Origin of the sequence: Photobacterium sanguinicancri (assembly GCF_002265265.1) — a bacterium.
Lineage (GTDB): Bacteria > Pseudomonadota > Gammaproteobacteria > Enterobacterales > Vibrionaceae > Photobacterium > Photobacterium sanguinicancri.
Genome location: NZ_NOIF01000098.1, coordinates 1 through 17,360, shown reverse-complemented (window position 1 = coordinate 17,360; position 17,360 = coordinate 1). Strand labels below are relative to the sequence as shown.

At 43.7% G+C, this 17,360-nt stretch carries 17 protein-coding genes and 1 other annotated feature; of the genes, 8 read left to right on the top strand and 9 right to left on the bottom strand.

Annotated elements, in window-relative coordinates:
- Positions 1 to 470 precede the first annotated feature (470 nt).
- Positions 471 to 824, top strand: coding sequence for a ribosome hibernation-promoting factor, HPF/YfiA family (gene hpf, locus ASV53_RS14790; protein ID WP_094957622.1), 354 nt, complete (start codon positions 471 to 473; stop codon positions 822 to 824).
- Positions 825 to 999: 175 nt separating this feature from the next.
- Positions 1,000 to 1,121 (top strand) — a sequence feature (Phe leader region).
- Positions 1,122 to 1,180: 59 nt separating this feature from the next.
- Positions 1,181 to 2,350: a prephenate dehydratase gene (pheA, locus tag ASV53_RS14785; RefSeq protein WP_094957621.1), complete on the top strand. Its 1,170-nt coding sequence runs from the start codon at positions 1,181 to 1,183 to the stop codon at positions 2,348 to 2,350.
- Positions 2,351 to 2,462: 112 nt separating this feature from the next.
- On the opposite strand, the gene ASV53_RS14780 is transcribed toward pheA, so the two are convergent.
- From ASV53_RS14780 to ASV53_RS14770, 3 genes are all read right to left on the bottom strand, one after another.
- Positions 2,463 to 3,164, bottom strand: coding sequence for a LipL32 family surface lipoprotein (locus tag ASV53_RS14780; protein WP_189337882.1), 702 nt, complete (start codon positions 3,162 to 3,164; stop codon positions 2,463 to 2,465).
- 321 nt (positions 3,165 to 3,485) lie between these two features.
- Complete coding sequence (tyrA, locus tag ASV53_RS14775; protein WP_062688035.1) at positions 3,486 to 4,613, bottom strand: bifunctional chorismate mutase/prephenate dehydrogenase; 1,128 nt, start codon at positions 4,611 to 4,613, stop codon at positions 3,486 to 3,488.
- 17 nt (positions 4,614 to 4,630) lie between these two features.
- Positions 4,631 to 5,701, bottom strand: coding sequence for a 3-deoxy-7-phosphoheptulonate synthase (locus tag ASV53_RS14770; RefSeq protein ID WP_094957619.1), 1,071 nt, complete (start codon positions 5,699 to 5,701; stop codon positions 4,631 to 4,633).
- Positions 5,702 to 5,915: 214 nt separating this feature from the next.
- Here ASV53_RS14770 and ASV53_RS14765 point away from each other — a divergent pair, with 214 nt between their 5' ends.
- The gene (locus tag ASV53_RS14765) at positions 5,916 to 7,658 is read left to right on the top strand and encodes a sensor histidine kinase (protein ID WP_094957618.1); all 1,743 of its coding nucleotides are present in this window, start codon (positions 5,916 to 5,918) and stop codon (positions 7,656 to 7,658) included.
- Positions 7,651 to 8,364 carry a two-component system response regulator BtsR gene (btsR, locus tag ASV53_RS14760; protein WP_094957616.1) on the top strand — a complete coding sequence of 238 codons (714 nt, stop codon included), beginning with the start codon at positions 7,651 to 7,653 and terminating at the stop codon, positions 8,362 to 8,364. The genes ASV53_RS14765 and btsR overlap by 8 nt, the downstream gene beginning before the upstream one ends.
- 35 nt (positions 8,365 to 8,399) lie before the next feature.
- Here the strand turns inward: btsR and ASV53_RS14755 are convergent, their stop codons facing one another.
- Positions 8,400 to 8,792 carry a DUF2799 domain-containing protein gene (locus ASV53_RS14755; RefSeq protein WP_239928800.1) on the bottom strand — a complete coding sequence of 131 codons (393 nt, stop codon included), beginning with the start codon at positions 8,790 to 8,792 and terminating at the stop codon, positions 8,400 to 8,402.
- A gap of 266 nt (positions 8,793 to 9,058) precedes the next feature.
- Here ASV53_RS14755 and ASV53_RS14750 point away from each other — a divergent pair, with 266 nt between their 5' ends.
- Positions 9,059 to 10,537, top strand: a complete 1,479-nt coding sequence (locus ASV53_RS14750; RefSeq protein WP_094957615.1) for a carbon starvation CstA family protein — start codon at positions 9,059 to 9,061, stop codon at positions 10,535 to 10,537.
- Between the two features lie 157 nt (positions 10,538 to 10,694).
- The gene (locus ASV53_RS14745) at positions 10,695 to 11,246 is read left to right on the top strand and encodes an outer membrane beta-barrel protein (RefSeq protein ID WP_094957614.1); all 552 of its coding nucleotides are present in this window, start codon (positions 10,695 to 10,697) and stop codon (positions 11,244 to 11,246) included.
- A gap of 100 nt (positions 11,247 to 11,346) precedes the next feature.
- On the opposite strand, the gene rplS is transcribed toward ASV53_RS14745, so the two are convergent.
- From rplS to ffh, 5 genes are all read right to left on the bottom strand, one after another.
- Positions 11,347 to 11,700 (bottom strand): 50S ribosomal protein L19, encoded by a 354-nt coding sequence (gene rplS / locus ASV53_RS14740; protein ID WP_062688029.1) that lies wholly within the window; start codon positions 11,698 to 11,700, stop codon positions 11,347 to 11,349.
- A 36-nt stretch (positions 11,701 to 11,736) separates the two neighbouring features.
- Positions 11,737 to 12,483 (bottom strand): tRNA (guanosine(37)-N1)-methyltransferase TrmD, encoded by a 747-nt coding sequence (gene trmD, locus ASV53_RS14735; protein ID WP_062688028.1) that lies wholly within the window; start codon positions 12,481 to 12,483, stop codon positions 11,737 to 11,739.
- 21 nt (positions 12,484 to 12,504) lie between these two features.
- On the bottom strand, positions 12,505 to 13,038 hold the full coding sequence (gene rimM, locus ASV53_RS14730) for a ribosome maturation factor RimM (protein ID WP_062688027.1): 534 nt from the start codon (positions 13,036 to 13,038) through the stop codon (positions 12,505 to 12,507).
- A 31-nt stretch (positions 13,039 to 13,069) separates the two neighbouring features.
- Positions 13,070 to 13,321: a 30S ribosomal protein S16 gene (rpsP, locus tag ASV53_RS14725; protein ID WP_048900827.1), complete on the bottom strand. Its 252-nt coding sequence runs from the start codon at positions 13,319 to 13,321 to the stop codon at positions 13,070 to 13,072.
- A 159-nt stretch (positions 13,322 to 13,480) separates the two neighbouring features.
- A complete protein-coding gene (gene ffh / locus ASV53_RS14720; RefSeq protein WP_062688026.1) occupies positions 13,481 to 14,848 on the bottom strand; it encodes a signal recognition particle protein in 1,368 nt (455 codons plus the stop codon).
- 211 nt (positions 14,849 to 15,059) lie between these two features.
- Here ffh and ASV53_RS14715 point away from each other — a divergent pair, with 211 nt between their 5' ends.
- Positions 15,060 to 15,857, top strand: coding sequence for a cytochrome C assembly family protein (locus tag ASV53_RS14715; protein WP_094957613.1), 798 nt, complete (start codon positions 15,060 to 15,062; stop codon positions 15,855 to 15,857).
- Between the two features lie 97 nt (positions 15,858 to 15,954).
- Positions 15,955 to 17,232: an HlyC/CorC family transporter gene (locus ASV53_RS14710; protein ID WP_062688025.1), complete on the top strand. Its 1,278-nt coding sequence runs from the start codon at positions 15,955 to 15,957 to the stop codon at positions 17,230 to 17,232.
- Positions 17,233 to 17,360: the final 128 nt, after the last annotated feature.

The following is a 17,360-nucleotide window of genomic DNA, read 5'->3' as shown; positions in this document are numbered from 1 at the left end:
GCCTGAGGCTGCCGTTTTTTTTGAATTCTATAATAAGGTAATGCATTAACGCGGGCTAAACTCATCTCGTCCATTTCAGTATTACTAACATTCGATTTTAGGACTCGATTTACACCATCAACTTAATAATTTTTCCAATTTTGATTAATCGTTGCCTGTCGCTCACCAACTACGTGGCTCATAACACCGAGAATGAAACGGACAAAAATAACACAACCGTTTGTAACTAATCGAAAAAGTCCCCTAGTCAGCACCAGCCGCCAGCGTTTTATCTTCCTTCATACTGCCTTAACCTGTTCGGTCTAAACAAGCCTTTTCGTGAAAGTTTTTTACGACAAAACCGATTTGATCACAGAATTATTCTGGATATATTTAAAAAAAACAAAACGTGACATAGATCACATTATCATCGCCTGAATTTAGTAATCTGAACTCAACCCAACGAAGGGTAGCAAAAGAGGAAGATAATTATGACAGTAGAAATCACCGGCAAAAACCTAGATATCACCCCTGCTATCCGTGAGAGAATTGAACTAAAATTCAATAAGTTAGAAAAGTATCAAGTGCCGCTAATTAACAAACATGCTGTTATTAGCACTGAGCCTAGCCGTAAATTTAAAGTTGAAGCATCTGCTGCTATTCCGGGAGGTAATATTGTTGCCTCAGCAGAGCACGACGACATGTACGGTGCAATTACTGAAGTCTATCAAAAACTCGAACGCCAACTGAATAAACAAGCGCATAAGCCTTCTGCGCGCCGAGCAAGCCACAGTGACAAACCAGAGCTTGCTGAAGTTGAGGTAGAAGAAGAAGCTGACGTATAACCGCAAGCTTTGAAGAGGAATTGATAACAACCCCGCCCTGTGCGGGGTTTGTTCGTTTTGGCTAGGGTTTCACCTTGACAACCCTAGCCAACCACAATATGGTGATTTAATCCCATAAGGGATACAAGACTGTAAACAAATTATTACATATACGAAACGAGTGTTCTCTACAAATGCTTATAACAAACCTGTTTTTCTTTACCTTCTTTTTTATGTCCCCTTAGTGGAGGCTATTCGTTATGCAAGAAAGAAGATAAAGACGAATAGAAAGCCTCCCAAACGGGGGGCTTTTTTGCATGTATTCACAACATATATACCGTATTAACCGATAAGTTGCCGCGATAACAAGGATCCTTATGACAGAACAACAATATTCATTGGACGATATTCGCAAGAATGTGAGCCGAATAGATAACGAACTTTTGCAGCTATTAGCTGAACGTCGCCAACTTAGTCTTGAAGTCGCAAAAAGCAAAATTGAAACAGCTAAACCAGTACGTGATTTAACGCGGGAACAAGCCTTGTTGTTGCGTTTAGTTGATGCGGGTAATGCACTACAACTCGATCCACAGTATGTAACCCAAATATTTCATACCATTATTGAAGATTCAGTCTTATACCAGCAGGCATATTTGCAAAAACTCACCAACCCAGAAAGTTTACAACCTGTAGCTCGAGTTTCTTTCTTAGGATCTCAAGGGTCATATTCTCACCTTGCCAGCCGTAACTACTTCAGTAAAAAACAAACCAAACTGGTTGAGATGAGCTGTTCGACATTCCGTGATGTCATCAATACCGTCGAAACAGGCAATGCTGACTATGGGGTGCTTCCCATTGAAAACACCAGCTCTGGATCTATCAATGAAGTGTACGATTTACTTCAACATACTAGCCTGTCGATTGTCGGTGAAATCACCCAACCGATTGAACATTGCTTACTTGTCGCAACCGACACTAACCTAGACCAAATTACCACGCTGTACTCTCACCCACAGCCCCACCAGCAGTGCAGTGAATATTTACATACAATGGGGAATATTAACCAAGAGTATTGCTCAAGCACCGCAGAAGCAATGCAAAAAGTGGCTGAACTGCAACGTGCTGATGTCGCAGCGATTGGCAATGCCTCCAGCGGTGAAATATATGGCTTAACAGCAGTGAAGTCTGGTATTGCGAACCAACAAGAAAACTTCACGCGTTTTATTGTTGTTGCCCGTAAACCCGTGGAAGTGACGTCTTTGATCCCCGCTAAAACCACCTTAATCATGTCAACCGCTCAGAAAGCGGGGTCTTTGGTTGAGTGTTTAGTGGTACTGCGTAACCTCAATATCAATATGACTAAACTAGAATCTCGTCCCGTTATTGGCAATCCGTGGGAAGAAATGTTCTACCTTGATGTTGAGCAGAATCTAAAATCGGAAGTGATGCAGGGTGCACTCGAAGAACTCACGCGCTTAACCCGCTTCATTAAAGTGCTAGGTTGCTATCCAAGCGAAAATGTAAAACCCGTTGATATTGAGTTTTGATAAAACGAAACAAACTCAAATAACTAAAATAAAACAAGAGAGCATCAGGCTCCCTTGTTTTTTATTTTGAACAGCCACTAATGCCAATGGTAATTACTGAGAAGATAACAATTTAGTTAACCATTTTATGCAGTTCAGACAATGAGGTTGCCATTTTCACACCCGGTACATTGGTACCAACCGTTGCAACAAATGAACCACTGACATTCCCTTTTTTAAAGGTGGTAAATGCAACACGGTACAAACCTCGCGTTAGAGCTTTTTCTGGTTTATTTACCTGTGTTTCAATGCGAACTAAGGAATTGTATTTAGCATGGCGCTCTTCTTCATAAGTGTCATCACCATCATCATCATTATCTAATACGCTAAAGACCTTCTTGGCATTTTTGATTTTATCAGGTGAGAACACGCTCATACGCTCCACTCGGATCCAAGTATCAAACCATTTATCCGCATCTTTCTTGAGCTTTTTCTCAAAGCCTTTTTGAACGAAATCATCACTCGTAGGCTCAGCTAAATCCCCCACTGGTGAAATCATACGTACCCCAAGTTCATCCAATGCAGCAGGCACCCACACATACAAGTAGTACGCATCTTTCCCTTTAATTTTCGCTGATGGCTTTGAGCTTTTATCTATATAACCAAAGTAGTTAACGCTATTTGCATAAGGTACTGAAATTTGAGCAATCCCCAAACCTTCAGTTCGACTGGACGTTAAACTGGGCAAACCATCCCCTGTTAAGCTACCAAAACTAAACGCCATCGCCGATGAGCTAGACAAGATTAACGCGCCAACTAACATTTTTAATTTCATTCTCGAATCCATATTATTACCCCTCTCCTAATATCTGAATATCTGTAGTTGAAGCAAATAACAGGGAGAGATTAGGTATAAACATCCATTTAATTAGAGTGTTAGCATAAATAATATCGAGCAAATTCATATTGCGCAGTAAAATTAAAACGCTCTCACTCGCAAACAATGTTTGTGAGTGATTACTCGGTTACGTTTTTATTGGAAGTTAGCGCAAACGCAGGGAGAAAGGAATTGTGCAATTTTGGAATACTCGAGCAAGAAGCTTTACAGAATACAGGCGAAAATGAATAACCACTCTCGCCTGAATAATGTTGTGGTTTATGATCTGTGGGTCGAATCATTCGCTTGGCGCAATAACCCTTGGCTTTCCGTTAAGAAGTGCTGGGCGTAATCACCAAACCAATTTTCAACTTGGTCAAAGGCTTGAGTGAATGCGGCCTTATCTTGGCTTTCAAGCATGGTAATCGCTTCGCCAAAACGTTGATGGAAGCGTTTAATCATCGCCAAGTTTTGCGGGGCAGACATTATGATATCGGCATACAGCTGTGCATCCTGCGCGAATAGTCGCCCAACCATTGCAAGCTCTAAACGATAAATCGGTGAGCTTAGCGAAAGCAATTGGTCTAATCGTGGATCTTCTTCGGCAAGGTGTACCCCATAGACAAATGAAGTGAAGTGACGCAACGCTTGGATCAACGTCATGCCCTGATCATGTTCAATCGCACTGATCCGGTTTAAGCTCGCACCCCAAATTTGGAACTGCTCTAATAGCCACTGGTAATGCTCTGGGTTACGCCCATCACAGTACACAATCACTTGCTTTGCAAGACTTGGAATATCAGGGCCAAACATTGGGTGCAAACCAATAACCGGTCCTTTATGTACTTCAAGCATGGCTTGTAACGGACCACTTTTTATCGAGGTTAAATCCGCTAAGATACAATCTGCAGGTAAATTGCCTAACTTGGCAATCACTTGTTCGGTAACGTTGATTGGCACCGAAACCACAACCATACCTGCATCCGCTAAAATTTCATCTGCCTGATCCCATTCATCACTACCTAGCTTACGTACTTGGTAACCCGACAGTTCAAATAAACGACAGAACAATCCACCCAGTTGACCATGACCACCTACCACGACAATCGGGCGCAGATCAGGCTTGAGGCATTTGAAGCCAGAGTCATTTTCACTGGAGTATGATTCACGCATGGTACGGCGCAAAATATCTTCAATCAGATCAGGTGGTACCCCTTTGCTTTCGGCTTCTTCACGACGAGAAGCTAGCATTGCAGCTTCACGATCGGGGGCGTAAATAGGTAACCCATGCTGACTTTTTACGTGACCAACATCTTCCACTAAAGATAAACGGCGAGCTAATAGCTCAACCATCTGGCGATCAACCTCATCGATTTGATCTCTTAATTTGCTCAGTTCCGCGACCATGACTCTGCTTTCCGTACTTATTGATTACGTTCTTGTAAAAATGGGACTAGCTCTTTATGCGCATGACGTAGAAGTGATTCGGTATCACCCCAATTAATGCAGGCATCGGTAATTGACACACCGTAAGCCATTTCGTTACGTGCTAGATCTGCACTTTGGTTACCTTCATTGATATGGCTTTCCAGCATCAAACCAATGATTGATTGGTTACCTTCGCGAATTTGGTGAATAACATCTTCAGCAACTAAAGGCTGACGACGGTAGTCTTTGCGCGAGTTTGCGTGGCTACAGTCTACCATCAGAGACGGAGATAGACCTGCAGCACTCATCTCGTTTTCACACTCAGTCACAGAGACAGAATCGTAATTTGTTTGTTTACCACCACGGAGGATCACATGACCATCAGGGTTACCTTGGGTATTTAGCAAAGCAACCTGCCCTTGGCGGTTGATCCCCATAAAGCGGTGACCGGAAGCTGCAGCTTGCATCGCGTTAATTGCAGTGCCGAGGCTACCATCGGTACCATTTTTAAAGCCAACAGGCATGGATAAACCACTTGCCATTTCACGGTGTGTTTGTGATTCAGTCGTACGAGCACCAATGGCTGCCCAGCTAAATAAATCACCTATGTACTGCGGGCTGATTGGGTCTAAGGCTTCGGTTGCTAATGGAATACCCATTTCAACCAAATCAATCAATAGCTGACGCGCAATGTGGAGACCTTCTTCAACCTCAAAAGAGCCGTCTAAATGTGGGTCGTTGATCAAACCTTTCCAGCCCACCGTGGTACGAGGTTTCTCAAAATACACACGCATTACAATGTAGAGCTGATCGTCGAGTTGCTCAGAAAGCTGCTTCAGTTTTTTCGCGTACGTTTTTGCAACTTCAATATCGTGAATAGAACATGGGCCACACACCACCAGTAAACGATGATCGCGTTTATGAATAATGTCGGCAATGGTTTGACGAGATTGTTGAATAAAGCCAAAAGCAGATTCACTAACAGGCAACTTATCCTTGAGTTGATCAGGCGTGATCAATACTTGTTCATCTTGAATGTGAATATTATTGAGTTGGTCTTTTTGCATGTTGGCTTCCCTGTAAAATCTGTCTCAGTCTTTTTATGCTAGCAGAATCTTTTCTACTTCATCTTAAGAGTCACATTAACAAGCCTTTTCCTCCCTTTGCAACAGGGTGTAAACAATATTTACCATTCGTAAATATAGGTTTACACCCAATAAATATTGGGGTTATCCCTCAAAGCTGGTTAACATATTGCTAATCACAGTTATAGGCCGCCTCATGGAACTGATTTTCTCGCTTTTGCAACAACTCAGTGTGTATTTAGTTATTGCTTACCTCCTGAGTAAAACACCACTATTCATGCCCATCACGACAGTTTCTGGGCGGTTATCACAACGGTTTTCCTGCTACATTTTGTTTTCTTTATTCTGTATTTTAGGAACTTACTTTGGTTTAAACATCGACGATGCAATAGCCAATACTCGCGCTATTGGGGCCGTAATGGGCGGATTACTAGGCGGCCCGATCGTCGGATTTGCGGTAGGACTCACGGGCGGAATGCACCGCTATTCTATGGGGGGATTTACTGATGTCGCCTGCGCTATCTCGACGACCATGGAAGGAGTCATGGGCGGGTTGCTGCACCTGTATTTAGTTCGTTCAGGTCAAGTTGAACAACTTTTTAAGCCTTTTATCGTCTTTATTATTACGCTTTTTGCTGAAATCATGCAGATGTTGATTATTCTGGTGGTCGCTAAACCATTTGATCAAGCCCTACATTTAGTCAGCGCTATCGCCTTGCCGATGGTAATTGCGAATTCACTGGGTGCCGCTCTGTTTATGAGTATTATCCAAGACCGTAAAACCATATACGAAAAATACTCTGCTGCCTTTTCCAGCCGAGCACTCAAAATTGCCCAACGCTCGGTTGGGATTTTGAGCCAAGGCTTCAATAAAGAAACGTCTAAAAAGATTGCTCAGATTGTTTACGAAGAAACCGGGGTTGGCGCTGTAGCCATTACTGATAGAGAAAAGATTCTCGCGTTTATCGGTATAGGTGACGACCACCATTTACCGGATACCCCTATTTCATCTGGCTATACCCGTCGCGCTATTGATAGCTGTGAACTGGTGTATGCCGACGGTTACGACATCCCTTATTGCTGCTCACTCCATGAGAAATGTCGGTTAGGCTCCGCTTTAGTGATCCCGCTAATTGGTGGTAATAATGAAGTACTAGGCACCATAAAATTATACGAACCCAAGCGAAAGCTATTCTCGACCGTTAACCTGACACTGGGTGAAGGCATAGCCAAATTACTCTCAAACCAAATTTTGACCGGACGTTATATTCAGCAACAGACCTTGTTAACACAAGCAGAGTTACGCTTGCTACAAGCACAAGTGAATCCCCATTTTTTATTTAATGCACTCAATACCATCAATGCCGTTGTACGCCGTGATCCCGATAAAGCCCGTCAGCTTATCCAGCACTTATCGCAATTTTTCCGTCGTAACTTAAAACAAAACATCGAGACTGTAACGCTCAAAGAAGAGCTTCAACATATTCATGCCTATTTAGAGATTGAACTGGCTCGTTTTTCTGATCGCCTAAATGTACAGGTTGATGTACCAGAGGTTTTACTCACTCTTAAGCTGCCCACCTTTACCTTGCAACCTTTAGTGGAAAACGCTATCAAACACGGTACTTCAACCCTATTAGAGAATGGTATTATTCATATTCGCGGCGCCGTTCATGATCAGACGATCACACTCGTTGTCGCTGATAATGCAGGCTGCTACCAACCTGTAGGTGAAGAAAGTGGGCTTGGTATGAAGATTGTCGACAAACGCCTTAAAAATATGTTCGGTAAACAATATGGCGTTAGCATGAAATGCCAGCCGAACGAATCGACAGAAGCCGTCATCACTTTACCCGCAGCGCTACTTACCAATACAGCGCCGCTCAACCAACAGTTAAAATTACAATCAGCCTCAACGGAGAAACCCTCACATGATTAAAGCACTGGTGATAGATGATGAATTATATGCCCGTGAAGAGCTGATCGATTTACTGACTGAAAGTGGTGAAATAGAGGTGATTGATGAGTGCCCTAATGCAATTGAGGGACTGAAAAAAATCAATACTCTAAAACCTGATGTGATTTTTTTGGATATTCAAATGCCGCAAATCACAGGGATTGAAATGCTGAGCATGCTCGACCCCGACACTATGCCAAAAGTCGTCTTTGTCACCGCATATGATGAATTCGCCCTCAAAGCCTTTGAAGATAATGCCTTTGATTATTTACTCAAACCCGTTGAGAACGATCGCTTACGAAAAACCATCAAGCGACTTAAACGTGAATGTGCGATTCAAGACTACTCGCCAATAACCAATGACATGCTGGAATTGATCCCGTGCTGCGGTCATAACCGTATTATTTTGCTGCGCCCAGATGAGATTGAAACCGCTTTTTCTGATCTCTCGGGGGTACATGTGATCACCAAAAATACCCAAGCGACAACGCAACTCACCCTAAAAGTGCTTGAAGAAAAAACACCGCTGATCCGTTGCCATCGCCAATATCTGATCCACCCGCAAGCGATCAGGGAAATTAAATTACTTGAAAATGGTTTAGCTGAAATCACCACGTTACATGGTTCACAAGTACCCGTAAGCCGCCGTTACCTTAAAGAGCTAAAAGACAGGTTCGCTCTCAACTAGACTTGTTATGACCTTTGCTTACGGGCAAAGGTCAGTTACCAGCCCCCATCCGATGACATACTGCGATCGAACCCTTGCTTCCAATACACTTGGTACAGGCCCTCGCCTTCACGGCGAAATTCGCAAACACCCCAGTCCATCTTCATTTCCAGCCCCATTTGTCGCAACTGCTCAAGTGAGCAATAAGACTCCAGCCCTTTCTGATACCCCTTAAGGTAAGTATCGTAATCAAGATTAACAGTGTCGTTTACTTCAGAAACCGTCTTTTGAAGAGCTAGCTCTGCAACCGGGTTTTCGCCTCGTTGCCCTTTCTTAAATCCAAGCTGGGACCAGTTTTCATCAGTAATTAACCGCTGTGTAGAAATGGGCGTAGAGCATCCGCTCAATAATGAAATTAATATAATTGTCACACTGATCATCTTCAACATAACGCACCCCATCGATAACAATGATTAATTAACAATAAGTTAAAATACTTAACCAAGACTGAATTCTCCCCCGTAATTGCGGACTTGCCTCGCAAAAGTAACACCTATCTACCAACAAACGAGCACTCAACTAAAACCGCTCAATCACCTCACCGACCACTGACCTCGCTATATAACCACTCACTGGTTTATTCAGTGCATCTCCGCTCTAGATTCGTAAGATGGCATGATAAGCACTCCCCCAACAAACACAGCGAGAAAACAAAATGACTTGGTTCTTACTCTGCGTTGCCGCACTGATAGGTGGATATTTCATCTATGGAGCATTTATTGAAAAAGTTTTTGGCATTAACGAAAAACGCCAAACGCCGGCATATACCAAAACGGATGGTGTTGACTATGTACCGATGTCGACAAGGAAAGTGTACTTAGTCCAACTGTTAAACATCGCAGGTGTTGGCCCTATTTTTGGTCCAATTATGGGTGCCTTATACGGTCCAGCAGCAATGTTATGGATTGTATTAGGCTGTATTTTTGCAGGCGCAGTGCATGATTATTTCTCCGGCATGCTATCGGTACGCAATGGTGGCGCCTCTGTTCCTACATTAACCGGTCGATACCTTGGCAACGGTGCAAAACATTTTATGAACATTTTTGCTATCGTACTGTTGCTGCTTGTAGGTGTAGTCTTTGTATCTGCGCCTGCAGGTATGATAACGAATCTGGTTAATGAACAAACTAGCATGAACTTGTCGATGACAACCATGGTCGTGATTATCTTTGCTTATTACATCATCGCGACAATCGTGCCTGTTGATAAAATCATTGGTCGTTTCTATCCGCTATTTGGCGCTCTACTGATTTTCATGTCTGTTGGTCTTATTACTGCTATCGCCGTATCCAGTGAGCATTCACTACTTGGCGATTACGAAATGAGCCAAATGTTCACCAACATGAATCCAAATGACTTACCACTTTGGCCTGCGTTGTTTATCACCATCGCCTGTGGTGCAATTTCTGGCTTCCACGCAACCCAGTCACCATTGATGGCGCGCTGTATGGAAAATGAAAAGAATGGACGTTTTGTTTTCTACGGAGCAATGATTGGTGAAGGTGTGATTGCCCTGATCTGGTGTGCACTTGCCTTGTCTTTCTTCGGTTCAGTGGAATCATTAGCAGAAGCCGTGAAAACCGGTGGCCCAGGTAGTGTCGTTTATGATTCATCTATTGGTCTGCTCGGTGTCGTCGGTGGGGTGGTTGCTTTCCTTGGGGTTGTGATCCTACCAATTACATCTGGGGATACGGCGTTCCGCTCTAGCCGCTTGATCCTTGCTGAATACTTCAATATGGAACAAAAAACACTACGTAATCGTCTTTTAATGGCGCTACCACTATTCGTTTTGGGTGGTGTTCTAACTCAAGTTGACTTCGGCATCATCTGGCGTTACTTCGGCTTTGCTAACCAATCAACAGCCGTAATGATGTTATGGACAGCATCTGCTTACCTACTTCGTCATAACAAACTGCACTGGGTCGCGACTATCCCTGCTATCTTTATGACAACCGTATGTATCACCTTTATCCTAAGTAATGCGCAACTGGGCTTTGGCTTACCAATGACGCTTTCAACCATTGTTGGCATTGTAAGTAGTCTAGCAGTTACAGTCATCGTTATTAAAAAATCAAAAGGCAAAGGCGAAACTGACCTTGCTGATGAAGATGATGGCAAACTAGAAACTGTGTAGCATCTTTATTCCCCCGTTCCCCTAACGATCAAGGCCAGCTTTCGAGCTGGCTTTTTTATGTCATTTCTTCCTATTATCCAGCCTTTCCTGTATTTTTGACTCATTCAAAAATCACATAACACTCAGTTTTTTACTGAGCATTATTAATGCATAGGCTATGACTTTACTCTCTTCTCGATCTTGCATCGCACTACTGTGTAGCTCCATAAGTATTTCCGCTTCGGCTTACTACCCAAACCAAGTCTATGTACATACTGGTTATGGTAATTTTAGTACAGGCGAGCAACAAGACGACAGCTGGATCACTCAGCTTGGCTATAGCTATGCATTAACCCCAGGGATGGCGATTGAAGTCGCTTCATTTCTTAATATCGCTGATGATGACAATATAAAAAGTAATGCGACATCACAGCCCGTGAATGCAGATTATCGAGGTGGAATACTGACTCTTCGTGGTGAAGTGCCGGTCATGAATCGTTTTTATGCCTACGGAAAGTTTGGGGCGGCTTACACACACGTTAAATACGAACAGTGGCAGGATGGCAATAACCAACAAAAAACCCTTCAAGGTGTTCGTCCCTACCTCGCCTTTGGTATTAAAGCACCTCTCAGCCATAATCTATTGATTGGGTTAGAAACCCAGTACATCATTTTGCCTCAAGAAGCTCGACTGAATACGCTTACCTTAGGTCTGCATTTTACTTATTAAGCTGTAAGCAAATGAAGTTGATTACGGTATGCTCTATATTGCAGGCAAAAAAAAGCCCACCATAAGGTGGGCTTTTTCGATAAACGTCTTACACGTTCGATTACTTGCGAGCAAGTTTCTCTTTGATACGAGCCGCTTTACCTGAACGCTCACGTAGGTAGTACAGTTTGGCACGACGTACTAGACCACGACGCTTAACAGTAATGCTGTCAACGATTGGAGAGTGAGTTTGGAACGCACGCTCAACGCCTTCACCGTTCGAGATTTTACGAACTGTGAATGCAGAATGTAGACCACGGTTACGCTTAGCGATAACCACGCCTTCGAACGCCTGTAGACGCTCACGGTCACCTTCTTTTACTTTAACCTGAACAACAACAGTGTCGCCAGGTGCAAAAGTAGGTAGGTCTTGTTTTAGTTGCTCGTCTTCGAGCTGCTTGATGATGTTACTCATTGGTGTATACCCTAGAATAAACTGATACTAAATTAATTAAATGCTTGCTCTATGTTCTCGGATAAACTCCGCGAGCAAGAATTCCTGATCGTCAGTCAGAGCTAGGTTTTCCAGGAGCTCTGGTCTTCTTAGCCAAGTTCGGCCCAACGATTGCTTTAATCGCCAGCGACTAATGTCCTTGTGATTTCCTGACAGTAATACTTTTGGTACTTCCTGCCCATCCAACATTTCCGGACGAGTATAATGTGGGCAATCTAACAAGCCATTTGCAAAAGAATCTTCTTCTGCTGACGCAAAGTCTCCCAGCACGCCCGGAACAAACCGGACAACTGCATCAACTAACGTCATGGCAGGCAATTCGCCCCCAGTTAGCACAAAATCCCCGATAGACCATTCTTCGTCCACCTCTTGTTGGATAATGCGCTCATCTACCCCTTCGTAGCGCCCACAAATAAGAATCAGGTTCTCATTCTGAGCTAACTCCTCAACACCAGCTTGATCAAGCTTACGGCCCTGAGGTGATAGATAAATGACTTTAGCCTGACCTTCAACGGACTGTTTGGCAGTATGAATGGCATCGCGCAAAGGCTGCACCATCATTAACATACCGGGTCCGCCACCATATGGTCGATCATCAACCGTACGATGTTTGTCATGTGTAAAATCGCGGGGATTCCACGTTTCTACTGACAAAAGGCCTTTTTTTACCGCCTGGCCTGTCACCCCATAATTGGTAATGGCATTAAACATGTCAGGGAAAAGGCTGATTATGCCTACCTTCATTTGTTCACCTATTACCGGGGATTAGAATCCAGGATCCCAGTCAACTTCGATCCGCTGAGCAGTGCGATCAATCGACTTGATGACCTGCTCATCGAGGAACGGGATTAAGCGTTCCTTCTGTCCAAAAGCATCTTTTAGATTAGCCTTAACTACTAATACGTCGTTTGAACCTGTTTCCAGGATGTCAGTTACTTTACCTAGGTCGTAACCTTCAGTAGTGAAAACAGACATGCCAAACAACTCGCGCCAGTAGAATTCTTCATCCGACAACGCAGGTAGCTGACCTGCAGGTACAGTTACTTCAGCATTAGTGAACACTTGGGCATCCTCGCGAATATCCAAACCTTCAAGCTTAGCAACCAACCCTTGGCCATGGCGCTTCCACGATTCAACGCGAAGCTCTTTCCACTCGCCTTTCACTTTTACAAGCCAAGGCGCGTAAGAAAAAATGCTTTCAGACTGTTCTGTATAGGAAAAAACTTTGAGCCAACCCTTGATACCATAGGTGGCACCTAGTTTACCGACTACAATGTGGTCTTGGTTTTTTAAACTCATCGTTTATCTTCTACCCAGATTTAAAGACTAATTAAGCTGCTGCTTTCGCTGCATCTTTGATTAGTTTAGCTGCGCGGTCAGATACTGTTGCACCTTGACCAACCCAGTGGTTTACGCGATCTAGATCAAGACGTAGACGCTCTTCTTGGCCCTTAGCAACAGGGTTGAAGAAACCGATACGTTCGATGTTACGACCGTCGCGTGCGCAACGTGAATCAGCAACTACGATGTGATAGAAAGGACGCTTCTTAGCGCCGTGACGAGCCAAACGAATGGTAACCATATCGTCCTCTTTGCATTACTGTGAATAAAAATTGCCCCCGCTGAAACAACGGGGGCCGTGCCAAATTAAGCTCGGGAATTTTACTCTTTAAACTGACGAATGCAACTTCTTTAGCTAATTTTTCACCAGTTAACGAAAATATCCCGTTTTTAATGTTTATTATCGGCCTGGGAACATGCCGCCACCAGGCATCATGCCTTTCATTTGGCGCATCATGTTCTTCATGCCGCCCTTCTGCATTTTCTTCATCATCTTCTGCATCTGGGTAAATTGTTTAAGCAGACGGTTCACATCTTGCACTTGGGTACCTGAACCCGCCGCAATACGCTTCTTACGCGAACCTTTAATTAACTCTGGACGCTCACGCTCACCTTTCGTCATTGAATTGATGATAGCTTCCATCTGATTAAACATTTTGTCGTTAACCTGATCTTTCATATTGTCAGGTAACTGAGACATGCCCGGCATTTTGTCTAGCATGCCCATCATGCCGCCCATGTTCTTCATTTGTTTCAGCTGGCTTAAGAAGTCTTCTAAGTCGAAGCCTTTCTTCTCTTTAAACTTCTGCGCCAGTTTTTCAGCCTGATCTTTATCAACATTACGCTCTAGGTCTTCAATCAGTGACAGTACGTCACCCATACCTAAAATACGTGATGCCACACGATCGGGGTGGAACGGTTCTAGTGCGTCGGTTTTTTCACCCACACCCAAGAATTTAACCGGTTTACCCGTAATATGACGAACAGACAGTGCCGCACCACCACGTGCATCACCATCAACCTTGGTTAAGATCACACCCGTTAGTGGTAAGGTATCGTTGAAGGCTTTTGCTGTGTTCGCCGCATCTTGACCTGTCATGGCATCAACCACAAACAAGGTTTCAACTGGGTTGGCAGCAGCATGAACGTCTTTGATCTCGTCCATCATCTCTTCGTCGACGTGCAAGCGACCTGCGGTATCGACAATCAAGACATCGTAAAATTTAAGCTTAGCGTGTGCGACAGCATCAGTAACGATGTCGACAGGCTTTTGATCTGCTGTAGAAGGGAAGAAATCGATGCCAATATCAGATGCTAGGGTTTGCAACTGTTTAATCGCGGCTGGGCGATAAACATCGGCAGACACCACCAATACTTTCTTTTTATTACGCTCTTTTAATAGCTTACCCAGTTTACCAGCACTGGTTGTTTTACCCGCACCTTGTAAACCCGCCATTAAAATAACTGCCGGTGGCTGCGCAGCAAGATCAAGCTCTTCGTTTGATTCACCCATTACCGCTTCAAGCTCAGCCTGAACGATCTTGATGAATTCTTGGCCTGGCGTTAGGCTTTTAGATACTTCTGTACCTACCGCACGCTCTTTTACACGCTTAACAAAATCACGAACAACCGGAAGCGCAACGTCCGCTTCAAGTAACGCCATACGTACTTCACGCAGCGTATCTTTGATATTGTCGTCGGTCAGACGGCCACGGCCGCTGATATTTTTAAGCGTTTTGGATAAACGCTCCGATAAATTCTCGAACATGTGCTACTCGCTCGTTTCGCAACAAAACTTTTATACCCATAGAAAGATTAACAATTAAAACCGCTAAATCCGCTCTCTAATGGGCATAATTCTAAAAAATTACCGCTAGTATACCGCAATCCTGCGCCTGCTTTCATGTAGCAATGGCGACTCTGTGTTCAGCAAGGTATAATTGCGACCTCTAACCATCTTAGATAGTTACGCTTTTACTATGGATATGTTGATTGCCATTACGGCAGCTTGCTTCTATTTACTGGCTTTAGGCCTTGTTATTCCGGGCCTAACCAATAGCGATGGCATAAAAACCAAACCTGTTTTTATTGCTGCTTTGGCAGCAATAACGTTACATATCTTACTATTAAAAGATTTAATTCTTGGTGGTGTCGGCCAGAATCTGAGTATTCTAAACGTTGCTTCGCTGATCAGTTTCATTATCGCGACCTTAACAACCTTCGCCACGCTAAAAATGCGCGTGTGGTTCCTGTTACCTGTCGTTTACTGCTTTGCCGCAATTAACTTAACAGCCGCCACCTTATTGCCGGGCTCTTTTATTACCCATTTAGAAGGCCACCCGCAAGTTTTACTGCATATTTCTCTGGCGTTGTTCTCATATTCTACGTTAATGATCGCCACTTTATATGCCATCCAGTTAGCGTGGCTCGATCACAAGCTTAAAACTAAAAAGAGTTTGCTGATCAATCCTAACATCCCCCCTTTAATGATGGTGGAACGTCAGCTTTTCAAGATCATTTTAGTGGGTAATTCTCTTCTTACCATTACATTGGTCACTGGCTTTATCTTTATTCAAGATATGCTAGCCCAAGGTAAAATGCATAAAGCCTTGTTATCACTGATGGCTTGGTGTGTTTATAGCATTCTTTTATGGGGTCACTACCATAAAGGCTGGCGTGGACGCCGCGTTGTATGGTTTAGCTTAGTGGGGGCGTTTTTACTCACCCTTGCTTATTTTGGTAGTCGTTTCGTCAAGGAGATCATTATCGGCGGTTAATAAAACACCACTTTGATCATTGACACACAAACCTAATCGCGTAGAACTATATTTATTACGTTGATTCACACTATTGCTATCGCTAAAGGACAGTTTTTTGGACGACATATCCACGGGAGTGCTATTCTCCCTTCTGGTATTACTACTCGTCATTTCCGGTTACTTCTCCGGTTCTGAAACAGGCATGATGTCTCTCAATCGCTACAAGCTGAGACACCTTGCAAACCAAGGCCACCGCGGGGCCAAGCGAGTTGAAAAGTTACTTTCTCGCCCAGACCGTTTGATCGGCCTGATTCTGATCGGCAATAACCTTGTCAATATTCTTGCTTCTGCTATTGCAACCATTATTGGTATGCGCCTGTACGGCGACTTCGGTGTTGCTATTGCCACAGGTGCACTCACCTTGGTGGTACTGGTGTTTGCGGAAGTCACACCAAAAACATTGGCGGCGATTTACCCCGAGCGCGTATCGTACGCAAGCAGTATCTTACTTAACATACTCATGAAGTTACTCTACCCATTAGTATGGTTTGTAAATGGCATTACCAACACTTTCTTGCTTATCCTAGGCTTAAAAGTCGACAGTATGAACGACTCAAAATTAAGCTCTGAGGAATTACGTACTGTGGTGGATGAAGCTGGTGGCTTGATCCCGCGCCGCCACCAAGACATGCTAATTTCTATTCTTGATTTAGAAAATGTGACGGTTGAAGACTTAATGGTGCCGCGCAGTGAAATTGCTGCAATCAACATTAACGATGATTGGAAATCCATTGTGCGCCAGCTAAGTCACTCTGCGCATGGCCGTATTGTGTTATACCGCGATACTATTGATGAAGTGGTCGGGATGCTGCGCGTTCGTGAAGCGTACCGCTTGATGATGGATAAGAATAATTTCAGTAAAGAAGTGTTACTTCGCGCCGCTGATGAGGTGTATTTCATTCCCGAAGGTACGCCACTGAATATCCAGCTTCTGAAGTTTCAGCGAAATAAAGAACGTATCGGTTTGATTGTTGATGAGTATGGCGACATTCAAGGTTTAATCACTCTCGAAGATATTTTGGAAGAGATTGTCGGTGAGTTTACAACCTCAATTGCACCAACATTAGCAGAAGAAGTCACCCCACAACCGGATGGCAGCTTGATCATTGAAGGTAGCGCTAACATCCGCGACCTTAATAAGAGCTTAAAGTGGAACTTACCAACCGATGGTCCGCGTACATTAAACGGTTTAATCTTAGAACATCTCGAAGATATCCCTGATGCTCAAGTGAGCGTACAGATTGATCGCTACCAGATGGAAATCATCGATGTATCAGAGAACATGATTAAGCTAGTAAAAGTACTGCCTCGCCAGTTACAAAAAACCGGTTAACAGTATTGCTTACATCGTTCAAGCGAATCCAAAAACAAAAAAGCCGACATCTGAAGTGACCCCATTAAGTTGGACATTTTAGTTAAGCGGCTTGTAAGGCCTGATTTCGATATTCTATCGGAGTCAGG

What these genes read in the sequence shown, in the direction of transcription:
- ASV53_RS14780 (WP_189337882.1), bottom strand. Translation starts at nt 3,164, where the DNA reads ATGAAATTAAAAATGTTAGTTGGCGCGTTAATCTTGTCTAGCTCATCG.
- btsR (WP_094957616.1), top strand. Translation starts at nt 7,651, where the DNA reads ATGATTAAAGCACTGGTGATAGATGATGAATTATATGCCCGTGAAGAG.
- ASV53_RS14755 (WP_239928800.1), bottom strand. Translation starts at nt 8,792, where the DNA reads ATGTTGAAGATGATCAGTGTGACAATTATATTAATTTCATTATTGAGC.
- ffh (WP_062688026.1), bottom strand. Translation starts at nt 14,848, where the DNA reads ATGTTCGAGAATTTATCGGAGCGTTTATCCAAAACGCTTAAAAATATC.
- ASV53_RS14750 (WP_094957615.1), top strand. Translation starts at nt 9,059, where the DNA reads ATGACTTGGTTCTTACTCTGCGTTGCCGCACTGATAGGTGGATATTTC.
- ASV53_RS14715 (WP_094957613.1), top strand. Translation starts at nt 15,060, where the DNA reads ATGGATATGTTGATTGCCATTACGGCAGCTTGCTTCTATTTACTGGCT.
- hpf (WP_094957622.1), top strand. Translation starts at nt 471, where the DNA reads ATGACAGTAGAAATCACCGGCAAAAACCTAGATATCACCCCTGCTATC.
- trmD (WP_062688028.1), bottom strand. Translation starts at nt 12,483, where the DNA reads ATGAAGGTAGGCATAATCAGCCTTTTCCCTGACATGTTTAATGCCATT.
- ASV53_RS14745 (WP_094957614.1), top strand. Translation starts at nt 10,695, where the DNA reads ATGACTTTACTCTCTTCTCGATCTTGCATCGCACTACTGTGTAGCTCC.
- ASV53_RS14770 (WP_094957619.1), bottom strand. Translation starts at nt 5,701, where the DNA reads ATGCAAAAAGACCAACTCAATAATATTCACATTCAAGATGAACAAGTA.
- rpsP (WP_048900827.1), bottom strand. Translation starts at nt 13,321, where the DNA reads ATGGTTACCATTCGTTTGGCTCGTCACGGCGCTAAGAAGCGTCCTTTC.
- rplS (WP_062688029.1), bottom strand. Translation starts at nt 11,700, where the DNA reads ATGAGTAACATCATCAAGCAGCTCGAAGACGAGCAACTAAAACAAGAC.
- tyrA (WP_062688035.1), bottom strand. Translation starts at nt 4,613, where the DNA reads ATGGTCGCGGAACTGAGCAAATTAAGAGATCAAATCGATGAGGTTGAT.
- ASV53_RS14765 (WP_094957618.1), top strand. Translation starts at nt 5,916, where the DNA reads ATGGAACTGATTTTCTCGCTTTTGCAACAACTCAGTGTGTATTTAGTT.
- rimM (WP_062688027.1), bottom strand. Translation starts at nt 13,038, where the DNA reads ATGAGTTTAAAAAACCAAGACCACATTGTAGTCGGTAAACTAGGTGCC.
- pheA (WP_094957621.1), top strand. Translation starts at nt 1,181, where the DNA reads ATGACAGAACAACAATATTCATTGGACGATATTCGCAAGAATGTGAGC.